This is a genomic window from Haloferula helveola, from assembly GCF_037076345.1.
In the GTDB taxonomy this organism is placed as follows: domain Bacteria; phylum Verrucomicrobiota; class Verrucomicrobiia; order Verrucomicrobiales; family Akkermansiaceae; genus Haloferula; species Haloferula helveola.
Genome location: NZ_AP024702.1, coordinates 4,332,494 through 4,352,864, shown reverse-complemented (window position 1 = coordinate 4,352,864; position 20,371 = coordinate 4,332,494). Strand labels below are relative to the sequence as shown.

At 63.9% G+C, this 20,371-nt stretch carries 7 protein-coding genes; 6 read left to right on the top strand and 1 reads right to left on the bottom strand.

All coding sequences use genetic code 11. The features are described 5' to 3' along the window. Positions 1–29 precede the first annotated feature (29 nt). The 5 genes from HAHE_RS16365 to HAHE_RS16345 all read left to right on the top strand — a co-directional run bounded on the left by HAHE_RS16365 (position 30) and on the right by HAHE_RS16345 (position 14,501). Positions 30–3,323, top strand: coding sequence for a hypothetical protein (locus tag HAHE_RS16365; RefSeq protein WP_338685917.1), 3,294 nt, complete (start codon positions 30–32; stop codon positions 3,321–3,323). A gap of 20 nt (positions 3,324–3,343) precedes the next feature. Beyond that, on the top strand, positions 3,344–6,997 hold the full coding sequence (locus HAHE_RS16360) for a hypothetical protein (RefSeq protein WP_338685915.1): 3,654 nt from the start codon (positions 3,344–3,346) through the stop codon (positions 6,995–6,997). A gap of 183 nt (positions 6,998–7,180) precedes the next feature. After that, positions 7,181–8,662, top strand: coding sequence for a Gfo/Idh/MocA family protein (locus tag HAHE_RS16355; RefSeq protein ID WP_338685914.1), 1,482 nt, complete (start codon positions 7,181–7,183; stop codon positions 8,660–8,662). Between the two features lie 188 nt (positions 8,663–8,850). After that, positions 8,851–13,671: a LamG-like jellyroll fold domain-containing protein gene (locus HAHE_RS16350; protein WP_338685913.1), complete on the top strand. Its 4,821-nt coding sequence runs from the start codon at positions 8,851–8,853 to the stop codon at positions 13,669–13,671. Next, on the top strand, positions 13,671–14,501 hold the full coding sequence (locus HAHE_RS16345) for a hypothetical protein (protein ID WP_338685912.1): 831 nt from the start codon (positions 13,671–13,673) through the stop codon (positions 14,499–14,501). The genes HAHE_RS16350 and HAHE_RS16345 overlap by 1 nt, the downstream gene beginning before the upstream one ends. Before the next feature lie 17 nt (positions 14,502–14,518). Here the strand turns inward: HAHE_RS16345 and HAHE_RS16340 are convergent, their stop codons facing one another. Beyond that, positions 14,519–19,219 (bottom strand): DUF6288 domain-containing protein, encoded by a 4,701-nt coding sequence (locus HAHE_RS16340; RefSeq protein ID WP_338685910.1) that lies wholly within the window; start codon positions 19,217–19,219, stop codon positions 14,519–14,521. Between the two features lie 354 nt (positions 19,220–19,573). Here HAHE_RS16340 and HAHE_RS16335 point away from each other — a divergent pair, with 354 nt between their 5' ends. Then, on the top strand, positions 19,574–20,371 hold the full coding sequence (locus HAHE_RS16335) for a hypothetical protein (protein ID WP_338685909.1): 798 nt from the start codon (positions 19,574–19,576) through the stop codon (positions 20,369–20,371).

The window sequence follows — 20,371 nt, the reverse complement described above, 5'->3', positions numbered from 1 at the left end:
TCCCCGAAGCCCTTTCACCACCTCACAAGATGCGACGCTTCCTCCTCAGCTTCCTTGTCCTGATCACCGGCCTGCACGCCCAGGACGACCTCCGGTTCCTATCGGCCACCACTTACAACGATCCCGATTCCGGTAACAACTTCGCTTACCTGATGTGGCAGGCCGAAGACCCGGAGAACCTCAAGAACCTCGACTTCGAGGTCTACGCCAAGCCCGGTCAGCCGACATCGGCGGCACCCTTCACACGTCGCGGAACGATGTCGTTCCAGACCAACACCGCGGTCATCTCGGCGCTGCTCGACACCACCCCCGACGTGCTCGTCGACGCCGCGCTCCTCGAAGAACGGATCGACGGTCTCTTCGGTTCACTCCTTCCCGCCGCCGGTCTGACGCTGCCGATGAAGATCTCCGGCGTGATGCAGGTCGCGCAGTCCGACCCCGACGTCTTCCGCCGGCTGCTCTTCTTCTCCCGCTCGCATCCGTTCATCGGTATCGTGATGGGCACCGCGGGATCCTACCGGGTCAACAACAACGCCGTGACCTTCGAGGTCCGCTCGGCCGACGGCGACGCGGTTTCGGTGGAAGGGCGCGTGACGACCGACCTCACCAATCCGACTCCCATCCCCAAGCCAGGACCGCCGGTCCACCTTCCGGACGAATCCGCCTCGGGTCACCTGAACGTGAAGCTCCGCTGGGGTATCCCGGATGCCCTCGCCCGCCGCACCGCACTGACTTACGGCTTCAATGTTTACCGCATCAGCCGGGCTTTCGCCGAAAGCGGCGGCCTCCACACGACGCCCCCCGATCCCGAGGTGATGACTGGCCTGCTCACCACCGACCCGGACGACGTGGTGCTTGCCAACCAGGTTCCGATCATGCCGATCGCCGTGCTGACTCCGGCCGAGGCCGCGGTGCTCGGACCGGATGACCCCGCCTTCTTCACCGACGACAACGGCGTGATCCTCGACGGCGGAACCCCGCTCAATGATGGCGACGAGTTCTACTACTACATCGCCGCCCGCGACCTGCTCGGGCGTCCCGGCCAGATTTCCGACGGCACCCTGATCGGCATCTGTGATCGCAAGCGCCCGAACCCTCCGGTCCGCGTGCGCGTCAACCACATTCACGAGAACGGTTCCACACCCGAGGATTTCTTCCGGATCTCGTGGCAGGCACCGACCACCGGCGACACGCCGGATTCCTACTACGTTTACCGTTGGGAGAATCCCGAGGCGATGCTCAAGGCCGCCTACCCGTTCGACCCGCTTGCCAATCTGGTCGCCGGTCCCATTCCCCACGATCCCGCGACCACGCGCTACAGCGTCGACGACACCGGAGTCGGCGCGCCCGCGATCGTTCCCGGTTCCTACCGGACCACCGGCGACGACGGGAAGACCTACTGGTATTCCGTCCGAGCGGTAAAGAACACGGCCTGCGGCGACCTCCCGAGCGCCAACTCCAGCCCGGCCTGGGGAGTCCTGCGCGACCGCTTCGGGCCCGATGCGGCGGGAACCAAGTCGGTCGTATTCACCGAGATCGGCCCGGAAGTGACGCTCGGCACGATGACCACCCGCAGCGCGCTTCCGGGCGAGGCGAGCACCTACACGGGAAATGGCGACCATTTCATGCGGATCACCGTGACCCGCGTCGACCCCCGCATCGACGGCGCCATCATCTACCGCGGGTTCGATAACGGCACCGATCCGCCCACCTACAACAAGCTTGGATCGAAACTCTTCTCCGTGGGCGACGACGAACTCGAGGTCAAGGTGGCCGTGCCGGCCGACTACTTCGCCCGACAGGACGAAGGCCTGCTGGTCATCGCCCGCGATGTCGAAGGCAACTTCGCCTACAAGGCACTCCTCGCCGACGATATTCCGAATCCGGACAACAACCGGGTCGTCGAGGTGCCGTTCTTCGCCGACATCGCCGAGACTGTATCGTCCGTGACGGGAGGTGGCGTCGAAGGTGTTGGCACCCACACCACGGTCGACCCCGGAACCGGAGACACCGTCCCGACGGTCGTAGCCTTCGATCCCTCCGACGACGCCAGGGAATACAAGCTCTACAAGCGCATCGACGGCGCCCCGCTGCTCCTCGTCGACCAAGGCGAAGTGACCGATCCTGCAATAGAAATCACCGTCGAGGACTACGCCCTCCCCGCCAACTCCTCGGAGGTCTGCTATTTCCTCCAGTACTTCGACGAGCACGGCAACCCGAGCCCGCTGGTCGATCTCGGCTGTGTCCGAACCACCTCGAAGGTCGAGATGCCGGTGCCCATCCTTTCCCAACCGGAGAAGACCGGGACCGAAGCCACCCCTCAAGTCATCCTGCGCTGGTTCTGCGGGACGGAAGGCGTCCAACGCTTCCGAATCTACATCGACGACGGCGACACCAGAATACCGGTGAACTACTCGAACGAACTGTCGCTTGCGACGCTGACGAGCACCGTTGCCGTTCCAAGCGGAACCCCGACTTTTAGTGACCCGCGTTTCGGCGAACCCCTGAGCGGATCCTTCGGCGGCGAGGCCCAGGGATTCACCCCGTATCTGACCGGTCGGGTCGGAGGAAACTTCGGCAACCCCGCGACACCGAACGAGTTCGAGATCACGCTGAACGTCGCGAGCGGCCGCGAGTACCAATTCTACATCGAGAGCGTTTCACCCGCCGGCGACCGCTCCCTGCCATCGAACACCGCGCCCTTCCTCTGGACCCCGAGCGACCCGGTCGTCGGCCCGGTCGTTCCCTGGCCCGCGCGTTCACTCCCGCCCAAGGACCCCGGCTTCATCACCGGCATCGAGGCCGCGTACAAGGAGAACCTCACCGAAGACCGCTTCTACCCGGTCGTGAAGATCGGCGAGATCGTTGCCGAGAACGGCGGTGGCGCGAACTCTAGCGAAAGCGGATCGGAAGGCGGATCACCGTTCCGGATTCCGGCCCGCTACTTCAGCGACTTCGCCGAACTCAAACTCTACACCAGTTCCGGCGGTGAGGAATCGCTGCCCTTCGTCCTCTACCGTTACCAGGTGGCGAACGAGTATTTCCCCGATGTCTCCGGCGATGTCGTCCAGGTCTCCCCGCTCATCGACCGCATCCGCACCGCGCCCGGCGCCGGTGACGCGTCGCCGATCGAGATCCACGATCCGTTCATCGACCTCCTCTTCGAATCCGAGAGCGACTCCTACGGCGTCTACGTCAAAGACACCCAGGGCGCCATTCGCGGATCGACCTACGTCTACGTGCTTCTCCGCTTCAAGGACAACGGCGAGATCGACCGCGCGATCCCGACCAACGAAGTCTTCATTCCCTTTGTCGATCCGTGAACGCCTCACCCCTTCCCATCATGCGATTTCTTCCCTTCATCCTCCTGAGCGCGCTTCCGGCGTGGGCCCTGAACAGTCGTCATACGTACACGACGCCCGAAGAACTCCAGGGCTTCGGAGACTTCAACAACGACGGCCATCTCGATGCGATCGTCGTCGAGCGTTCGTCCGGACTCTACCGGATCGGCAATGGCGCCGCCGACGGCTCGCTGACGTGGTCCAGCCCGAAACCGACCGGCTGCCCGGGCGCTGAGTCACTTGCCGTCGGCACGGTCACTTCCTCGACTGTTCCCGTCTTCATCGTGACCGGGAAGTCGGCGAACCAGGTGTTCCTCATCGATCCCGCGGCATCCTACACGAGGCCGCTGACGATCTCGCCATCGGGTGTCGGCCCGGCGTCCGTGGCGATCGTCGACCTGAATCTCGTCGGCAATGATCCGACGTTGATGGACCTCGTCGTTGCCACTCACTGGAACTCGCCGCCAACTCCGAACCAGCGTCACGTATTCCAGTCGCTCAGTTCCGGCATCACCGAAGCCGGAACCATTTCGACAGGCAGTACCCCTCTCGAGCGCATCTCACGGATCATTCTCGATGACACTTCGGGCGGAGAGACGTTCTCGACTTTCACCCGTGGCGCAACCGACAGCTACCGGATCCTCGATGCGTCCGGTGCTTCACTTCCGCTCATCGACTCGCTCACGGGGCTCGCTCCGGGAACCGACTTCGTTCACTCGCCCTTCCTCGGAACGAATCTCTCGCAGTTCGTTTTCTTTGTCCCGGGCACGGCGGGCATCCAGTTCTCCGAGTGGAACGGAGCCAGCCTGACCTCACCGGCCGCCAAAAGCATCGGGCCCGATCCGGTGCGGTCAGTCCACCTCACTTTCGACGGCTCCGACGTCGGCATCGCGGTGATCTACAACGACGGCGACTACGCCCGGATGTTCACCTTCGACGCTTCGGGAAATCCGGTCTTCGAGGGCAACTTGTCGCCGCCCGCCGGCGAGAAGCTCACCGGAATCCTCGGAACCTCGGCCGGACATTTCTCCGCGCTCTCCGGTCCGCCGGGTGGCGGATCCACCACCACGACTCCCTACGAGCACGATGGCTCCGATTGGGTACCCGGCACCCCCACCGCGCTGCCTTCGCTGACCAGTGTCTCCACCCGGGCAAACGTCTTCGTTTACGACAAGGAACCGATCGTCAACGCCGACGCGAAACTGGTCGAAACGATCCACGTCCCCGACTGGACCAGCACCTTCAGCATCACCGGTGGCTCGCCGGGAAGCATGGACATCAATGTCGAGACCTTCACCGACGAAGCGACCGGGCTGGATCCAGCGGGCGCCTCTTCGATTCCCGGCCCGCTCTCGACCGCCAACGACGCGCTGGTGAACCAGAATTTCCCCGAAGTTTCCGTTTCGACCGCCTCGTCGTTGCTCGGCGCCGTGCCGATCCAGATCACGATCGATCCGCCGGCCGGAACCTATTCGCGCTACATCACGCCCCGACTGTCGGTGCCGGACCCGACGGGAATCACCGCCTACTATCGCACAGACCTTTCGGATCCCTGGACCACCTACGGCACCGGCAATCCGATCATCCCGCCGGGAGACACGCTGACGCCGTTCACGGTTTGGTACTACGCCGAAGACGGCAGTCGCAAGTCACCGATCCACCAGGCCGACTACGCTTTCACCGGCGATCCCGGATCGTTGGATTCCGATGGCGACGGCGTGCCCGACTTCGTCGAAATCAGCAAAGGTCTCGACCCGCTCGCGGGACCGGACAGCGACGAGGACGGCCTGACCGACCTTGAGGAGATCCTTCTCGGCTCCGATCCGGCGAACGGCAGCGAGACGGCAACCTATGGCGGCGGCACCCTCGACCTGCCCCCCTCCCGCACCAACGACGAGGACGGCGACGGCTTCTCCGACTTCGACGAGTGGGCGTCCGGCTCGGATCCGTTCGATCCGCTCTCGACCCCCGCCGCGTCGTCACTGGTCGAATACCGGAACACCTTCGACCTGAATGTCCGCCCGCTGTCCCACTCGGGAACGACCGGCGACCAACCGGACCGCGAGTCCTTTCCCACGACCGACCCGACCTTCTCGCCAACCGACATCCGGGTCCATGACCTCGGAGCCTTCCTTCTCGGATCCGCTCCGACCGACGACCACACGGCGGCGGCGCTGACGAACCCCTACGCCCACATCCCATCCCTGCCGGCGACCGGCCGCGACCTGTTCGTGATGGTCTCCACACCCACCGCCTTCGACTGCGACCAGGACTCCAGCCTTCCCGGCTGGGGCCGCGAGCTGATCCGGCTGATTCCGATTCCCACGCTCGACGCCGGCCCGGTGCCGTTCAGCGGTAGCGAGACTTCCATCGCTGCCGACTGGATCGCCGCCGCACAGGCCCACTACGCCTCGCTTCCCCATGAGGAGGTCTCCGAAGAACTCGATCTCTACGACACCCTCGCCTACCTCGTTTGGGAGCGGATCACCGGTCTGAAACTTGAGGATCGCGGCATCCTGACCGACCCGCTGCCGCTCGGGCTCGCGACGTTCCGCGACACGGTGGCCGATCAGTCGCAATCCGCGACCATCGACCAACTACTGGAACTGCAGTCTTACGTCGGCCCTGCGGACACCGGCTTCCTCCTCCAATCGATCGAAGCCACCCTTCGGTCGGAGATCGACTCCCCGACGGGCTCGCCCACCCTCGGCCTCAAGAAGCTCGCCAACGAGATCTATCGCATCTCCGCAGGCCTCAACGACACCGATCCCGGGCTCTATCCCTCACCCTTCGAGACACTCCGCACGATCATCCGCGAACTGCCCACCGACGCCGGCGGCATCGATGGCCAGATTGACTTCCCGGGCACCGACGCGATTCCGGTGACCAGCTATGCGGCCGCCCACACGCTGACAGGCGCCGACCTCAACCGCGCTGACGCATCACTCGTCTACCTGCTCGGTTTGGTCAGCCCCCGCCCGACGATGACCTACGAGGCGACCGTCACCGCCACGACCTTTGCCGGACCCGTGCCGGTGCTTGAGGACGACGACACCATGCTCGGGCTGCGTCTCTACGACGCCGATGGCAACCCGTACGTCTTCCCCCAGTCGCTCGACCTTCCCGTCGGCACGACTCTCGAAATCCTCGCCTTCACGGATCGCACGGATCTTCCCAGCGGCGACGGCAGCGCGCTCGAGACCATCTCGGCGACCATCACCGGCTTCCCCTCGGGCTCTCCGGGCGACACCAACCAGAACGCGATCGAGGATGCCTACGAGGACTACTTCTTCGGCGGCGGGGTCGATCCTTTCGGTGACGAGGATGGCGACGGCTACATCAATCTTCAGGAAGCCCTCGAGGGCACCCACCCCGACGACCCCGCCAGCACGCCAAGCGGCCCGCCGCTTCCCCACAGCATCCCACCGGTCAGGATCACGACCGACGGGGTCAACCTGACGTTCACGCTCGAATTCCCATCCGAGTATGGCGACCAGATCCACTTCCTGATCCAGGACTCCGGCAATTCCCTCTCCGTGCCGTTTGTTGAAGGCACCGACGCCGCCACCGACGAGGGACTTGATACTTACTCGCTGACCATTCCCCGGCCGATCGGCACCCGGAACTTCTACAGGTTCCGGCTCGCCCTCCGCTAACCTGGCCCAAGTGGACCGCGAGCTTCAGCTCGCCCCTGCGTTCCGGCAGCGAGCTGAAGCTCGCGCTCCAAGCTCGATCCCGGCGATCGCGGCGCGCATTTTCGCCGCTCGATTTCGCACGGGCAGGGTTGCTAAGTGAAAGGCGCTTGCCTAAGTCATGCGTATCGAAACAGCACCTAGACCATGAATTCCGAACAAAACATGAGCATTTCCGCCAACGGACGTCGACGCTTTCTGAAACAATTGGGCGGCCTTGGAGCCGGATTCGCCGCTGTCGGCGCGGTCGCCCGCGCTCAGGAGGGAGCCCCGTCGCGACCTGCGGGCGCGAAATACATGGGCGACTACGGCGCCCCCAAGCTCGACACGGTCAAGGTGGCGATCATCGGATTCGGCGCTCGCGGGCCGACGCACCTCTCCCACGCCGCGGCCGCCGAGGGAACGAAGTTTGTCGGGATCTGCGACCTCTACGAGGACGCCGTGAAGCGGGCCAAGGACCGGGTGCTGCAAGCCGACCCCGAGCGTCACAAGGACGTGAAGACCTACCACGGCGACAAGCATGCGTACAAGAAGATGCTCGCCGAGACGAAGCCGGACGCGGTCTGGATCGCGACGCCTTGGGAATGGCACGCACCGATGGCCATCGACGCGATGAACGCCGGTGCCCACGCCTTTGTCGAAGTGCCGCTCGGTGTCGGCATCGAGGAGCTTTGGCAGATCATCGACACGTCGGAGAAGACCGGCCGTCACTGCATGATGCTCGAGAACGTCAACTACGGTCGCGAGGAGTTGATGTTCCTCAACATGTGCCGTCAGGAAGTGTTCGGCGAGATCCTCCACGGCGAGGCCGCCTACATCCACGAACTCCGTGGCCAGATGAATCAGTACGAAAGCGGTCGCGGCACCGGCTCATGGCGAACGCTCCACTGGGCCAACGAGAACGGCAACCTGTACCCGACCCACGGCCTCGGCCCGGTCGCGCAGTACATGAACCTTGCACGTGGCGACGACAACTTCCGCCGCATCGTCTCCTTCTCGTCCCCGCCCCGGAACCATGAGCTCTACGCCAAGGAAGTGCTGGGCCCCGATTCGAAGTCGGCCAAGCTCGACTTCTCCAAGGGCGGTGACATGAGCACCTCGATCATCAAGACGGTGCTCGGCCGGACGCTGATGGTGCAGTGGGACGAAAGCAGCCCGCGCCCGTACAGTCGCCACAACCTCATCCAGGGCACACGCGGAACCGGAGCCGGTTTCCCGAACCGCATCGCGCTCGACTACACGTGGAAGAACGCCACTCCGGCGCTGCGCAAGCTGCTCGACCTTCCGGAGAACCAACCGAACAAGCACTCGAACTACCACGGCTGGCTGCAAGGTGGCGGCTTCGATGCCTTCTACGAGTACTTCGACCACCCCCTCTTCAAACGCATGCAGGACATCGCCAAGAAACACGGCGGTCACGGCGGCATGGACGCGATCATGAACTTCCGTGCGATCGAGTGCATGCGCAGCGGCCAACCGCTCGACCAGAACGTCTACGAAGGCGCCTTCTGGTCCGCGGTCTCCCCGCTGTCCCGCAAGTCGGTGGCCGAAGACGGCATGCCCCAGGATTTCCCGGACTTCACCCGCGGCAACTGGAAGACCACCAAGCCGCTGGGCGTGGTTTCCTGAGCGTAAGTCCACTCTTCCGATTGCAAGGCCTGCTCCCGAGACACGGGAGCAGGCCTTCTTCGTTTTCGGCATGAAAGCGCACTCGTGAGACTATAAAATCACAATAATTACATCGAAAGTTCGCGCTTTGACGTTATTTCTGGTGCGAGCGTGATCTGCCCGTCACGCCTATCCTTCCAAACCCCGCCATGAAATTGACTGCCCTCGTTCGTGGATGCCTGCTGCTGGCCACGCTGCCCCTGGCGGCCCAATCGCCACCGGCATCCTTCACCCGCACCGTCACCGACGGCTCTGAAACCGTCACCGTCGACTACGTCCTTCATCCGGTCCGAAGCCCGAACTTCGAGGTTCTCGTCCAGGACGCGACAGGTGCCCTGAACCCTCACACCCCGGCGGAGTCACGCATCTATCTAGGCACGGTCCAAGGCCGTCCCGGAGCGATGGCCGCCGGGCTTCTGAAGGCCGACGACACCTTGATCACGCGGATCACTTTCGAGAACGGCGTGGAGTGGAGCAGCACCGGGGGCAACGCCTCGATCCGGGGCAACACGAACTGGACTCCCCGTTGGCCAGGCGCAATCCCCGGCAGCGGAGGAGCCGGGTCGGATGTCTTCGCGGCCGAGGTCGGAATCGACGCGCCGCACCACCAGTTCGTCGCCGCAGGGTCGAACGTCGATAACGTGGTCGAGATCTCGGAGTTCTCGGTGATGGCCACCAATCTTCTCTATCTCCGTGACGCCGCCATTCTCCACCGGATCGGACGGATCGTGGTGCGCACGGACGCCACCCAAGACCCCTACGAACCGATGGGTGGCGACACCGGACAACTGCTTCCGGGCGTCAAGGACCAGTGGAACAACGTTCTGCCGGCCAGCACGCACGATGTCGCGCTGGTCGCCCGGCCGAATACCGGAGGCGGACTCGCCTGGGTCGGCTCGGTCGGCACCGGCAACCGCTACTCCGCCAACGGTGCCTCCGCCAACGGTGACTTCACGGTCGTCTGGAGGCACGAGGTCGGACACAACTGGGGATCGTCGCACTTCGAAGGCGGAACGCCCGAGGGACCGACCATCATGTCGGGTAACTCGCTCGGACGGATCTCGAGCTCCGAGTTGGTGAAGATCCTCAACCACCGGAATTCGAAAACCGGCATCCTCGACAACCTCGGGCCCTACTCTTTCCCGCTTCCCCCACGGGCATCGGCGGACCGGGCCAAGTTCGAACCTTCCGATTCCTCAGTGACCCTCGACGTGCTCGACAACGACAGCGATTCGAACGGAGACACCATTTCGATCACGGGATTCGACACGCTCAGCGCGCGCGGCGCGACGGTGTCCCTCTCCGCCGGTACCGGACCCGGCGGCCGGGATGAACTCGTTTACAGCCCGCCCGCCGGCCTGCTCGACGGAACCGACTACTTCACCTACCGCATCAGTGACCCCGGCGGCCGCGAAGGAGTCGGCTATGTGATGCTTGAACCCCAGTTCGAAGGCGAACTCGCCGCGCACTGGAATTTCAACGAGGACAGCGGCTCGGTTGCCCACGACTCGTGCTGCAACCAGCTCCACGCAACCATCGCCGGCACGCCCGGTTGGGTGAGCGCCGGAAAGGAAGGCGCCTGCCTGTCGATCAACGGAGCCGACAATCCCGCGACGGCTCCCCCGCTCCTGCTCGAAAGCAACACGGTCACAATCTGCGGCTGGATCAAAAGGTCCGGTGACCAGAACGACTGGGCCGGTATCGCCTTCAACCGCACCGGAGGTACTGCGGGCCTGAACTTCGGAACCGGCAATGAACTGCGCTACCATTGGGGAGGCGGAGGCCACTCGTCGTATAATTTCAACTCCGGCCTCGTTCCCCCCGACGGGACGTGGACGTTCTGCGCACTGGTGATCGAACCGACGCAGGCGACGATCTACATGCGGCCCGACGGCTCCGCGCTTTCCAGCGCGACCAACTCCGGCACCTTCGCCGTCCAGGGATTCAGCGGCGACTTCTTGCTCGGACGCGATCCGAACAGCGCCAGCCGGACCTTCAATGGCGAACTCGACGAGTTCCGCGTGTTCCGCAGGGCGCTCACGCTGGCTGAAATCACTTCGCTCTCCGATGGCGCCGGCACGGCTTCGGACCCCTCTCCGGAGATCGCGGGCGCGCTCCTCCTGCCGGCGACCACCGACCTGACATGGACCCCTGCTCCGGCGACCACGGACCATCACGTCTATCTCGGCACCGACTACGCGGCCGTCCGCGACGCGACGACCGCGTCCCCCGAATTCCTCGGAAACACGGCGACGAACAACTGGACTCCTCCCCTGCTATCGAAAGGGCTCTACTTCTGGAGGGTCGACTCCGGCGACGGCACCAACACCTTCGCCGGACCGGTTTGGTACTTTTACGCCGACACGGACATCGTCGACGGCATCCGCGGTTGGTGGAAAATGGACGATGGCAGCGGCCTGACCGCAACCGATTCATCCCCCAGCGGAGCGGACGGCACTCTCGATCTTCCGGCATGGGCGACCGGCCGGCGGGCCGGGGCGCTCGACTTCGACGGAAACGACCGAGTGGAGTGCGGAAATCTCGCATCCCTCTCCGGAAGTACGGCATTCACCGTGGCAGCATGGGTCAAGGTGCCAAACCTTCACTCCAGCACCGGCATCATCGTCCAACAACGGGCGGCGAACGGCTTCAACGGCCAATACCAACTCCGGGTCAATGCCGACGGCACCGCCGGATTCTACGTTTACGGGAACTCATCGACGCAGTTCGACTTCAACGGTTCGACCGCCATCAACGACGGCAACTGGCACCATGTCGCAGCCAGCCGCGACACTTCCGGAAACGCGACGATCTACATCGATGGCGCGGTTGACGGCTCGGTCAGCGGCACCACGGTCCGCGATCTCGGCGGTTCTATCGATGTCGGGATCGGCTGCGACATCCGCGACAACGTCCGGCACTTCGTGGGCGGCATCGATGATGTCAGGATCTACGAAAGGGAATTGATCCAAGCCGAGATCGCCGAAGTGATCAACCGCGCGCCCTTCTTCACGGCAGACCCGATCCCCGTCGCGGCGGCGAGCGAGAACACAGCCTATTCGGATTCCCTTGCCGGATGGGTGTTCGATACCGACGCTGGCGAAAGCCTTTCCTTCAGCAAGGTTGCCGGGCCCGACTGGCTCACGGTTGATCCCGCTGGAGGACTTTCGGGAACACCCACGCCAGAGGATGTCGGAAGCAACGCCTTCACCGTTCAGGTCACCGATTCCGCAGGAGCTTCCGCCGTCTCGGCGCTGACCATCGAGGTGGCGAACCTCAACGATCCGCCCAGCTTCAACAGCGATCCGGTGATCCTTGCCGGTGCAATCGAGGACAGCCCCTACTCCCAGACCCTCGACGGCACCGCGTCCGATCTCGACCCGGGTGACACCTTGCTCTTCTCCAAGCTCTCCGGACCAGCATGGCTGACCGTTGATCCTGACGGCGAGGTTTCCGGCCTCCCGGCGAATGGAGATGTCGGACTGAGCTCGTTCCAAATCGAGGTCACCGACAGCCAGGGCGCCAGCGACACCGCAACTCTGGAAATCTCGGTGATCAACACCAACGACCCGCCCTCCTTCAATGTCGATCCGGTGACGGGCCCGACGGCCACGCAGGGCGTCTCGTATGCGGCCGACCTCGACGGCACCGTCGACGATGTGGACGCCGGGGACACGCTGGAGTTCTCAAAGGTATCCGGACCCGCGTGGTTGGTCGTGAATCCGGACGGCTCTCTCGACGGAACGCCCGGACCGGGCGACGTGGGCCTGAACTCCTTCACCATCGAAGCCACCGACAGCGGCAGCCTGAGCGACTCCGCGACGCTGGAGATCACCGTCCAGAATGTGAATGATCCACCCGCGTTTTCCGCCGACCCGATCGACGCGGCCGACGCGACGGAAGACAGCCCTTACTCCGGTTCGCTGGCAGCACTCGCTTCCGACCCGGACGCTGGAGACGAACTGACTTTCCTCAAAGTCTCCGGACCCGCATGGCTCAACGTCGGACCTGATGGAGCACTCTCGGGGACGCCTGTCGAAGCGGACATCGGCGCCAACAGCTTCGTCGTGCGTGTCGCCGATCTCGCGGCCGCGCAGGACGAGGCCGTCCTCAACATCGAGGTGATCGGCGTCAACGAACCGCCTGTATTCTCATCTGCCCTCATCACCAAACCGGACGCGACCGAAGACGAAGCGTACTCAGGAGAAACCCTCGCCGGCACCGCCAGCGATCCGGACACCGGCGACTCCATTTCCTACTCGAAAGTTTCGGGGCCTGCATGGCTGACCGTCGCTCCCGACGGCGCACTGGGTGGCACGCCTCCTCCCGGAAGTGCCGGAACGCAATCCTTCGTCGTCCGGGCGACCGACCTTGCGGGTCTTGAGGACGACGCCACGTTGGAAATCACCGTGATCGCAGCAGGCTTGCCCCTGCCTTGGGATGAAAGCTCGATCGGTTCGGCACTCGCCGGAAGTTCGTCGCACTCGGGTGGAACCTTCACGCTGTCGGGAGCCGGCCGTCTGGAAGGCACTGCGGACGGCTTCCACTTCGTCTGGCAGGAACTCGAAGGCGATGCGGAGATCATCGCCCGGATCGCTTCGCTTGAAGACACCGGAGCGGACGCCCGGGTCGGCATCATGGTCCGTGACACCTTGGGATCCAACTCCCGCCATGTCTTCCTCGGCACCAACGGCAACGGCGACTTCCGATGGGTGCGCCGGACCAGTCCGTCGGCCCGCACCGCGACATCCACCAGCGGCAGTGGAACGCCGGGCAACACGTGGCTCCGTCTCGCACGGAGCGGCGGCCGCATTTCCGCCTACAAGAGCGATGACGGATCGAATTGGATCCGCTTGGGCAGCCTCGGCGCGGTGCTGCCATCGACCTGCTACTTCGGCCTCGCCGTTGCAAGCGGGTCCGACGCGGTGCTCAACACCTCGTCCTTCGACAACGTCAGCGTGACTCCCTGATGAGATCTTTGTGGTTGGTCGTGCTACTCGGCGCCGCCCTGTGCGGTTGCCGACGTTCCGACGAGCCCGCAGGAGCCGCACCAAGCAAAGACGACGCCGAGAAATCCGGCGCGAAGATATCGAAGCGGACCGAGTTCGAACCCCAAGAGGATCCGGTGATCCGCGTTCGCGAGAAATACAATGCAGCGGAGCAGATTACTGACCCGGAAGAGCGGACCAAGGCCCTCGAAGCGGTGGCATGGGATGCACTCGAACTCGACCCCGACCTTTCGCTGGAGGCCGTCAACCAGCTTGCCGCCGGCAGTGACGGGTCCCGCCGACTGATTGGTCACATGGCCATGCGCCTCGCGGACGAAGATGCGGAGCAAGCCCTCCAATGGGTGCGGGCCCTTGAAGATCCGGCGGAACGATCCGACGCGATCGGCAGGGTCACCGTGGTGATGGCCAACGAGGATCCACGCCGCGCGGCGGATTTGGCCGTGAACGAAATGGCGGAAGGCCGGGCAAAAGACAAAGCCGTGGTCCAGATCGTCCAACGCTGGGTTCAGATCGAACCCGCTGAGGCCGCCGCCTGGATCATCCTCTACCCCGACACGAATGTTCGGACCGACGGCGTGCGCTCGATGCTCGACATCTGGCTCTCGAAAGATTCGGCGAGCGCAGGCAGCTGGGTGGGAAACCTTGCTCCGGGACCGGTGCGAGACCACACGCTAGAGACCGCGGAGGAACTCCTGCACGGCCGGTTGGCCGACCGCGCACCCGCATTCGTCGGTGCGTTGAACGATCCCGAGTTGCAGACGCAGTTCCAATCACTCCGCAATGCGAAGTGAGTCTCCCCACCCGGCGGTCACTCGATTGCCTCGATGCGCACAAACAGCCGGCCATCCACCGCGCTCGCGGAGAGGGTGACCTCGACCGTTTCCACACCGTTCGCGTCGGGCGTTCCCGCCGACTGGCTGGCTCCGCCGTCCTCCGTCCACGTGACAAGGTCCGTCGAGACCATGACCCGATAGGTGACGCCGGTAAGGGCTGGGCTCCGCCGGGTATAGCTGAGCGACGAACCACTCAATCCATCGATGGATACGAACGGGCTTGAGGAAGATCCATCTGTCGGATCCAGACCCCAGATTCGCTCGTCATCATTGGAGAAACCGTCACCGTCAAAGTCAGCCGACGGATCCTCTAGCACCGCGGGCGGGTATCCTGCGGCCCAAGCGGTGTAGTCATCATCGATGTATTGAAGAACCGACAGGTTCACGGCGATCCCGTAGGTGGCAGAGGTTTCCCCCGAGGGACTTTGGGCGGTCACCTCGTTGGTTCCGGCGTCCGGAGCCCGCACGACGGTCACCTGACCGACCGACAATCCGGCCGCCACCACGATCGACTCGGCGGTGCTCCGCGGCATCCCTATGACGTTCGGAACGGTGGCCTGCGCGGGAATGGTGGCTGTGGCTCCGATGGAAGGCGCTGTGGCATTCTGAGCCGGACTCAGATCACGGGCGCTGACCGTGTAGGTGTAGGCGACTCCCGGAGTGAGCCCGGTGTCGGTGTAGGTCTCGGAGCTCTGCCATCCGCTGTCGCTTCCTCCGCCCGATGTACAGGTGAAGTAGTACTCCACTCCCAGAGCATCGAATGCGGTTGCTGCCGTCATCGTGATCGATGACGGGTCGACCGCGTGAGGAGCAACCGCAAATGCCATCGGATCCGGGACTGGCGGAGTAGAGTCGGCCGCCATCGCCACCGTGCCGAACAGGACACTTTCGTAGGTCGCACCGAAGCGGATCTCATCCATGAGCACCTGCTCGCCGCGGGACCACGTCAGAGTGTCGTAGGTGCTTTGATCGACCGAAACCGTCAGAGTCGAGATCACCGGGCCGAGGTTGAGATCGGTATCCGGTTGGTAGAGCTCGATCACATCCTCGGTGGCACCCCACACGATCTTGCCGACGTACAGGGCGTGGGCACCGCCTCCGATCGTCGAGCCGGTTCCCTCCCAACTGCCTTGGACCATTCCGGCGAGGGCGTCGCCCGAAGCCAGGTCGCGGTAGTGGGTCGCAATCGCCCGCCCGTTGGTTCCATTGATCCGCCCGAGCATCACGCCGACTCCGGAACCCAGTTGGGCGCCGTCGTTCTTGATCCAGTAATCGTAGTTCCCGGTGCTGAACGAGTCATTAGCGAGTGCCAGCGTCAGCCTCGAGTTGGTCACATTCGCGAGGGAACTGTAACCGAGCACCACGCTGAACCAGAGTGTCGTGTCGTCCTCCAGAAGCCCGTTTCCCGCAAGAGCCGATGGGTCAATCGGTCGGGCACCACCGAAGTGGTTCGAACCTGCGGTGAGGTTGCCGATTGAGTTCCCGGTGACGGGCAATGGTCCATGTGTCAATGACCCGGCCGCGATCGAAGCGGTCCCTCCGGCCGACCAAGCCCCGCCAAGACCCACTTCGGATGTGCCGCTCTGCCCCGACAGCGCGCCAGCCGGATAGTCGAAGGGTTCATAGATCGCCACTCCATACGAGGACACGAGCGAGACATCGATATCCACCGTCGCTGCCGAGACCTGGCCCTCGCTGTCCATCACTTCGAACGTGAAGCTGTCGGGACCGAGATAGCCCGACTCCGAAGTATAAACCAAATACGGCACCGTCCCGGAGAGGGAGCCGTGGCTCGGCTGGGACGTGACTTGGAACTGCAACGCGTAGCCTTCGGGATCGACTCCCGAGAGCGTCACCGGGTGCGGGGTGGACTCGGCCACCGTGACCAACTGGGGAGTCGCCACGGGAGGATCGTTCGCCGGAAGGCTCCCACCGGTATCGAGCAGGGTCACTGCCACGGTCTCGCGCACTTCGGTCAGCCCGCGGGAGTCCGACATGGTCACCTCGAAGAGATACTCGCCGGGAACTCCTTCGAAGAGCACCGTGGTTTCCGCGCTGTCACCCCTTGCGTTGGGAGTGAAGGAAACCGAGCCGGCACCATGCACCTTCCTCCAGGTGAAAATGCTGTCTCCCTGCGCCAGATCCGATGCAGCCGCCGTGAGCACCGTAAACTTGTCCGGAAGAGTGAGCGTGGGAGAGCCCGACACCACAGAACTGATGCTCTTCAGCGGCATGAGCAAGGCAGGCGACGGATCCGCGGCGATCGCATCGAGAACCGCTTGGGCTTCGGCGGCCTGGCCGCCGGTCAGCATCTGGTTCAGGAAATGGATCACATCGGGATCCGGATCCACAGTCAGGCAGCCGCCTCCATAGAGCTCCATCACACCCAGAGCCGACGCCTTGTTACCACCCCGCCCGTCGTCCTCCATGTAGATCATGCTCAGCGGAACGCCCTCGGCGAAACCATACCTCTGCAGCACCTCGATCCCTCCCTGCCGGACTCCGGCACTGAACATCTTGTCGGCCGGGGAGCGAACCAGGACCGACTCGACAATCGCGTCGGCCACCGCCTCGGCATCCACCTGCGAGAGCTTGTCGTAAATGTGCCCGAGGGTGCTGCGGGCCAAGCCGACGGGAGTCGCGGCGACCGCCCGGATCGCCGGATACAGCAGCGCGCGGTCGACGCCGTTGATGCTGCTCGCGAGAATCCCCTTCGGGCCGTAGGCATTCCCGTTGTAAAAGAGAAGCATCGCGATCTTCGCATGGGCGAAGTGCAGGGGATCGTCCTCATCGAAGGGAAACAACGGTTTAGCAGTGCTCGCCGCCGCTTGCAGCACGGTATCGAGTTGGGCCGTCCTCGCGGCATGGGGAAGATAACGCAGCGCCTCGGCCGCCATGAAACGTACCTCGTGGTCGGGATCGGTAAGCAGCGCGGCCAGCACAGACCCCGATCCGGCATCGCCGATCTCTCCAAGGGCCCGGCACGCACCGAGCCGGGAACTGCCTGCCGGGTCATTCGCCAAGTCGGTGATCTGGGAAAGGGTCGCGGCATCCACTCCCCGGTCGCCCAACTCCGCGGCAGCCTTCTTGATCACGACCGGTGACCAGTCCCCGAGATCCGTTACCAGTTCCGCGACCGAACGGGATGAGGCATCGTATTCTCCCGACGCCGTGGCCTCCGCCACCGCCGTCGACATGAGCACCCTCGAGCCATCATGACCGCGGCCGGTGACGTGAAGCTTACGGAGCGGTAGCGCGTAGGTCAGGATGGCCGCCGCCGTCATGCGGAAGTTGTTGTACTCGGACCCGCTGTTGGGCCCCTCACCCGTCAGGCAGTCGTAGCCGATGGATCCGTCCCACCGGCGGGCCAGATCGAGGTGCCAGCTGATCCTGGAAAAGTGGGCGGCGGCAGCCTCCTCGCCTCCGCACGCGGCACCGAGAGGCGCCCACAGGTAATTGAAATAGGACCCGGTGTGTCCGGTCTCCCTCACCGCAGGAGAGGCCGTGCACATCCGGGTGAAGAACTCGCACTCCTCGGTCCGGCCGGGTTCGAGCATGAACGAAAGCGCCGCCAGCCCGCTCTTGCCGTTATTCTCGTGACTGATGAACGGTTCGTGCTCGCCGTAAGGCACCGCACCGAGTCCGGCATAGAATCCGAAGAAGCGGCTCATCCGCTCGATCGCCGGCCCGATCTCCGGATTGGCAAGACCGCACTCACGGGCGAGGAGCAGCCCGAGATAGCAGGGCATCCCGGCCGAATTGACCGTTCCATAGACGCCGCCCATCGGTCCGTTGTTAGCGCCGTCGGCGGTCTTCTCCGCGAAGATGTGGCCCATGGTGCCGAACAGGCTTTGGTTCTTCGCGATGTTCACCGCATAGGCCTCGATTCCGGGCATCACCTCGGTATCGCCGGTCCGGAGGAAATACTCGGTGAGGACGATCAGTGTGTGACCGCGTTGCCATGTGATCATCGAGTTGCCGTCCCTCTCGTCCGACATCATCTGAGCGATGGTTGCGGCATCGGGAACCAGCGCGCGGGCTTCGTTCTGCGCACGGGTCTGGTGGGCGGTGTTGTCGGCGATCGACGGGTCATCGGTGGCGAGCAAAGCCAGCGTGCCGAACGAGTAGCGCCCCGAGTCCTGATTGGCATAGAAGTGGGCGATTGCCTCCTCGAGGATCTTGGCCGACTTGGGGCAACTGTAAGGAGCGGTCGCGCTGTAGGCTCCCATCGTGCGGAGAGTGATATCTACGGTATCCGTCGTACCGGCCCTCCAGCGAAGCAGGCGCAGGGTCGCCGGGGTCCGGGCCTCCGCCTCGCCGATCTCGATCGCGAGACGATACCGCGCGTCCCCGGTGAAGGCCACGGGTGCGGCACCCGTTCCGTCCGCCCCGAGAATCACGTCCCCCACCGCGATGATGCCGTCAGCCGGCGAGCCGACATCCACCGAATCGATCAGGATCTGACGACTCTCGCTCGTGTTATTGCGGACGTGATACACCCACCCGCGCATACCCGTCGCTCCGAGATTGGTGGTGATGGAATCCCCGGGGACTTCACCTGCGGTGAGGTCAGGAGGCGCCGCATTGGTGGGGCTCCCCCAGACGACCGCAAGAATCAACGCGGGAAGCGCAACCGGCCACAGGCGGCGCAGAGGAGACAAAAGTGAAGATCTCATCGATATCTGGTTTTCCGGAAGAAATGGCAGGAAACGTATCTTGGTCGAGATAATTCAAACCCGTAAAACTCGCTCGGAAAGCCATAACCTACTCACAACCTGAGAACTACGTATACTGGCCAACCAATACCCCGCTCGAGACCTCGATCCCGACACGAATGACTGGAATCACGAAGCTCACTTCTCCCCAGCCGGACGCGGGTAGAGAACCGGACGAGTGCGTCGGAGGCCTCGAGGCCGATCCATGCATCGGGGAATCGAGACTCCCCGTGGAACATCCCGATTCGCCGTTGCCAGTGGAATCCCGACCTCGCTACCTTGAGGGCGATGGTTGACCGTACCTCAAAACCCTGGGTGATTTCGTCCGCGATCCTCGCCGCCTTCCTCCTGACTCACTGCGGAGAATCCGACAAGGAGACGTCGCCAGAGGAAGAGAATACGGATGCCGGACCGACCCCGATCGAGGAACGGACGATCCCGGGCCGCACCAACCCGCCGGAAGACCTGATGAAGCTTCAATCCGAAGCGAAGGCCATGCCGCCCGGACCTCAACGCAATCGCGCCATTGAAGCAGTCGCATGGGACGCCGTCGGGGTGGATCAGCGGATGGCGGCCGAGTTGTTGGAGGAGCTCCCCGCCGGATACGCGAGCCGGGTGCGGATCGTGAGCCGGCTCGCTCTCAAGATCGCGGACAAATCGGTCGATGACGCGATCGCTTGGGCTTCATCGCTAAATGACCCGAGGGAGCGGGACGAGGCATTCTCCAGAATCTCGGTGGTCATGGCCGACGACAAGCCGGCCGACGCCATTGGCCTGCTGACAACCGAGGTCGAGGAACAGAGACTTCGCGACCGGGGCACGGTGCAGATTGTCGAACGCTGGGCCAAGTCGGACCCTCGCGCGGCGTTGGAGTGGGTCGCAACGCTTCCGAAGAACCGCGTCAGGAGCGGCGGCATCACCCGGTGCCTTTCACAGTGGATCAAGGACGACCCGGCATCCGCGGCGAACTGGATGCAGGACGTTCAGGATGCGCAGTTGAGCCTCGATACGGTTCGGGCCGCCCGTTCGATCCTCACCGCATCGACACCGGAAGCACGCGAGGAGTTTCTGGAGCACGTGGACGACGCGTCATTGAAGGAGAAACTTCAATAG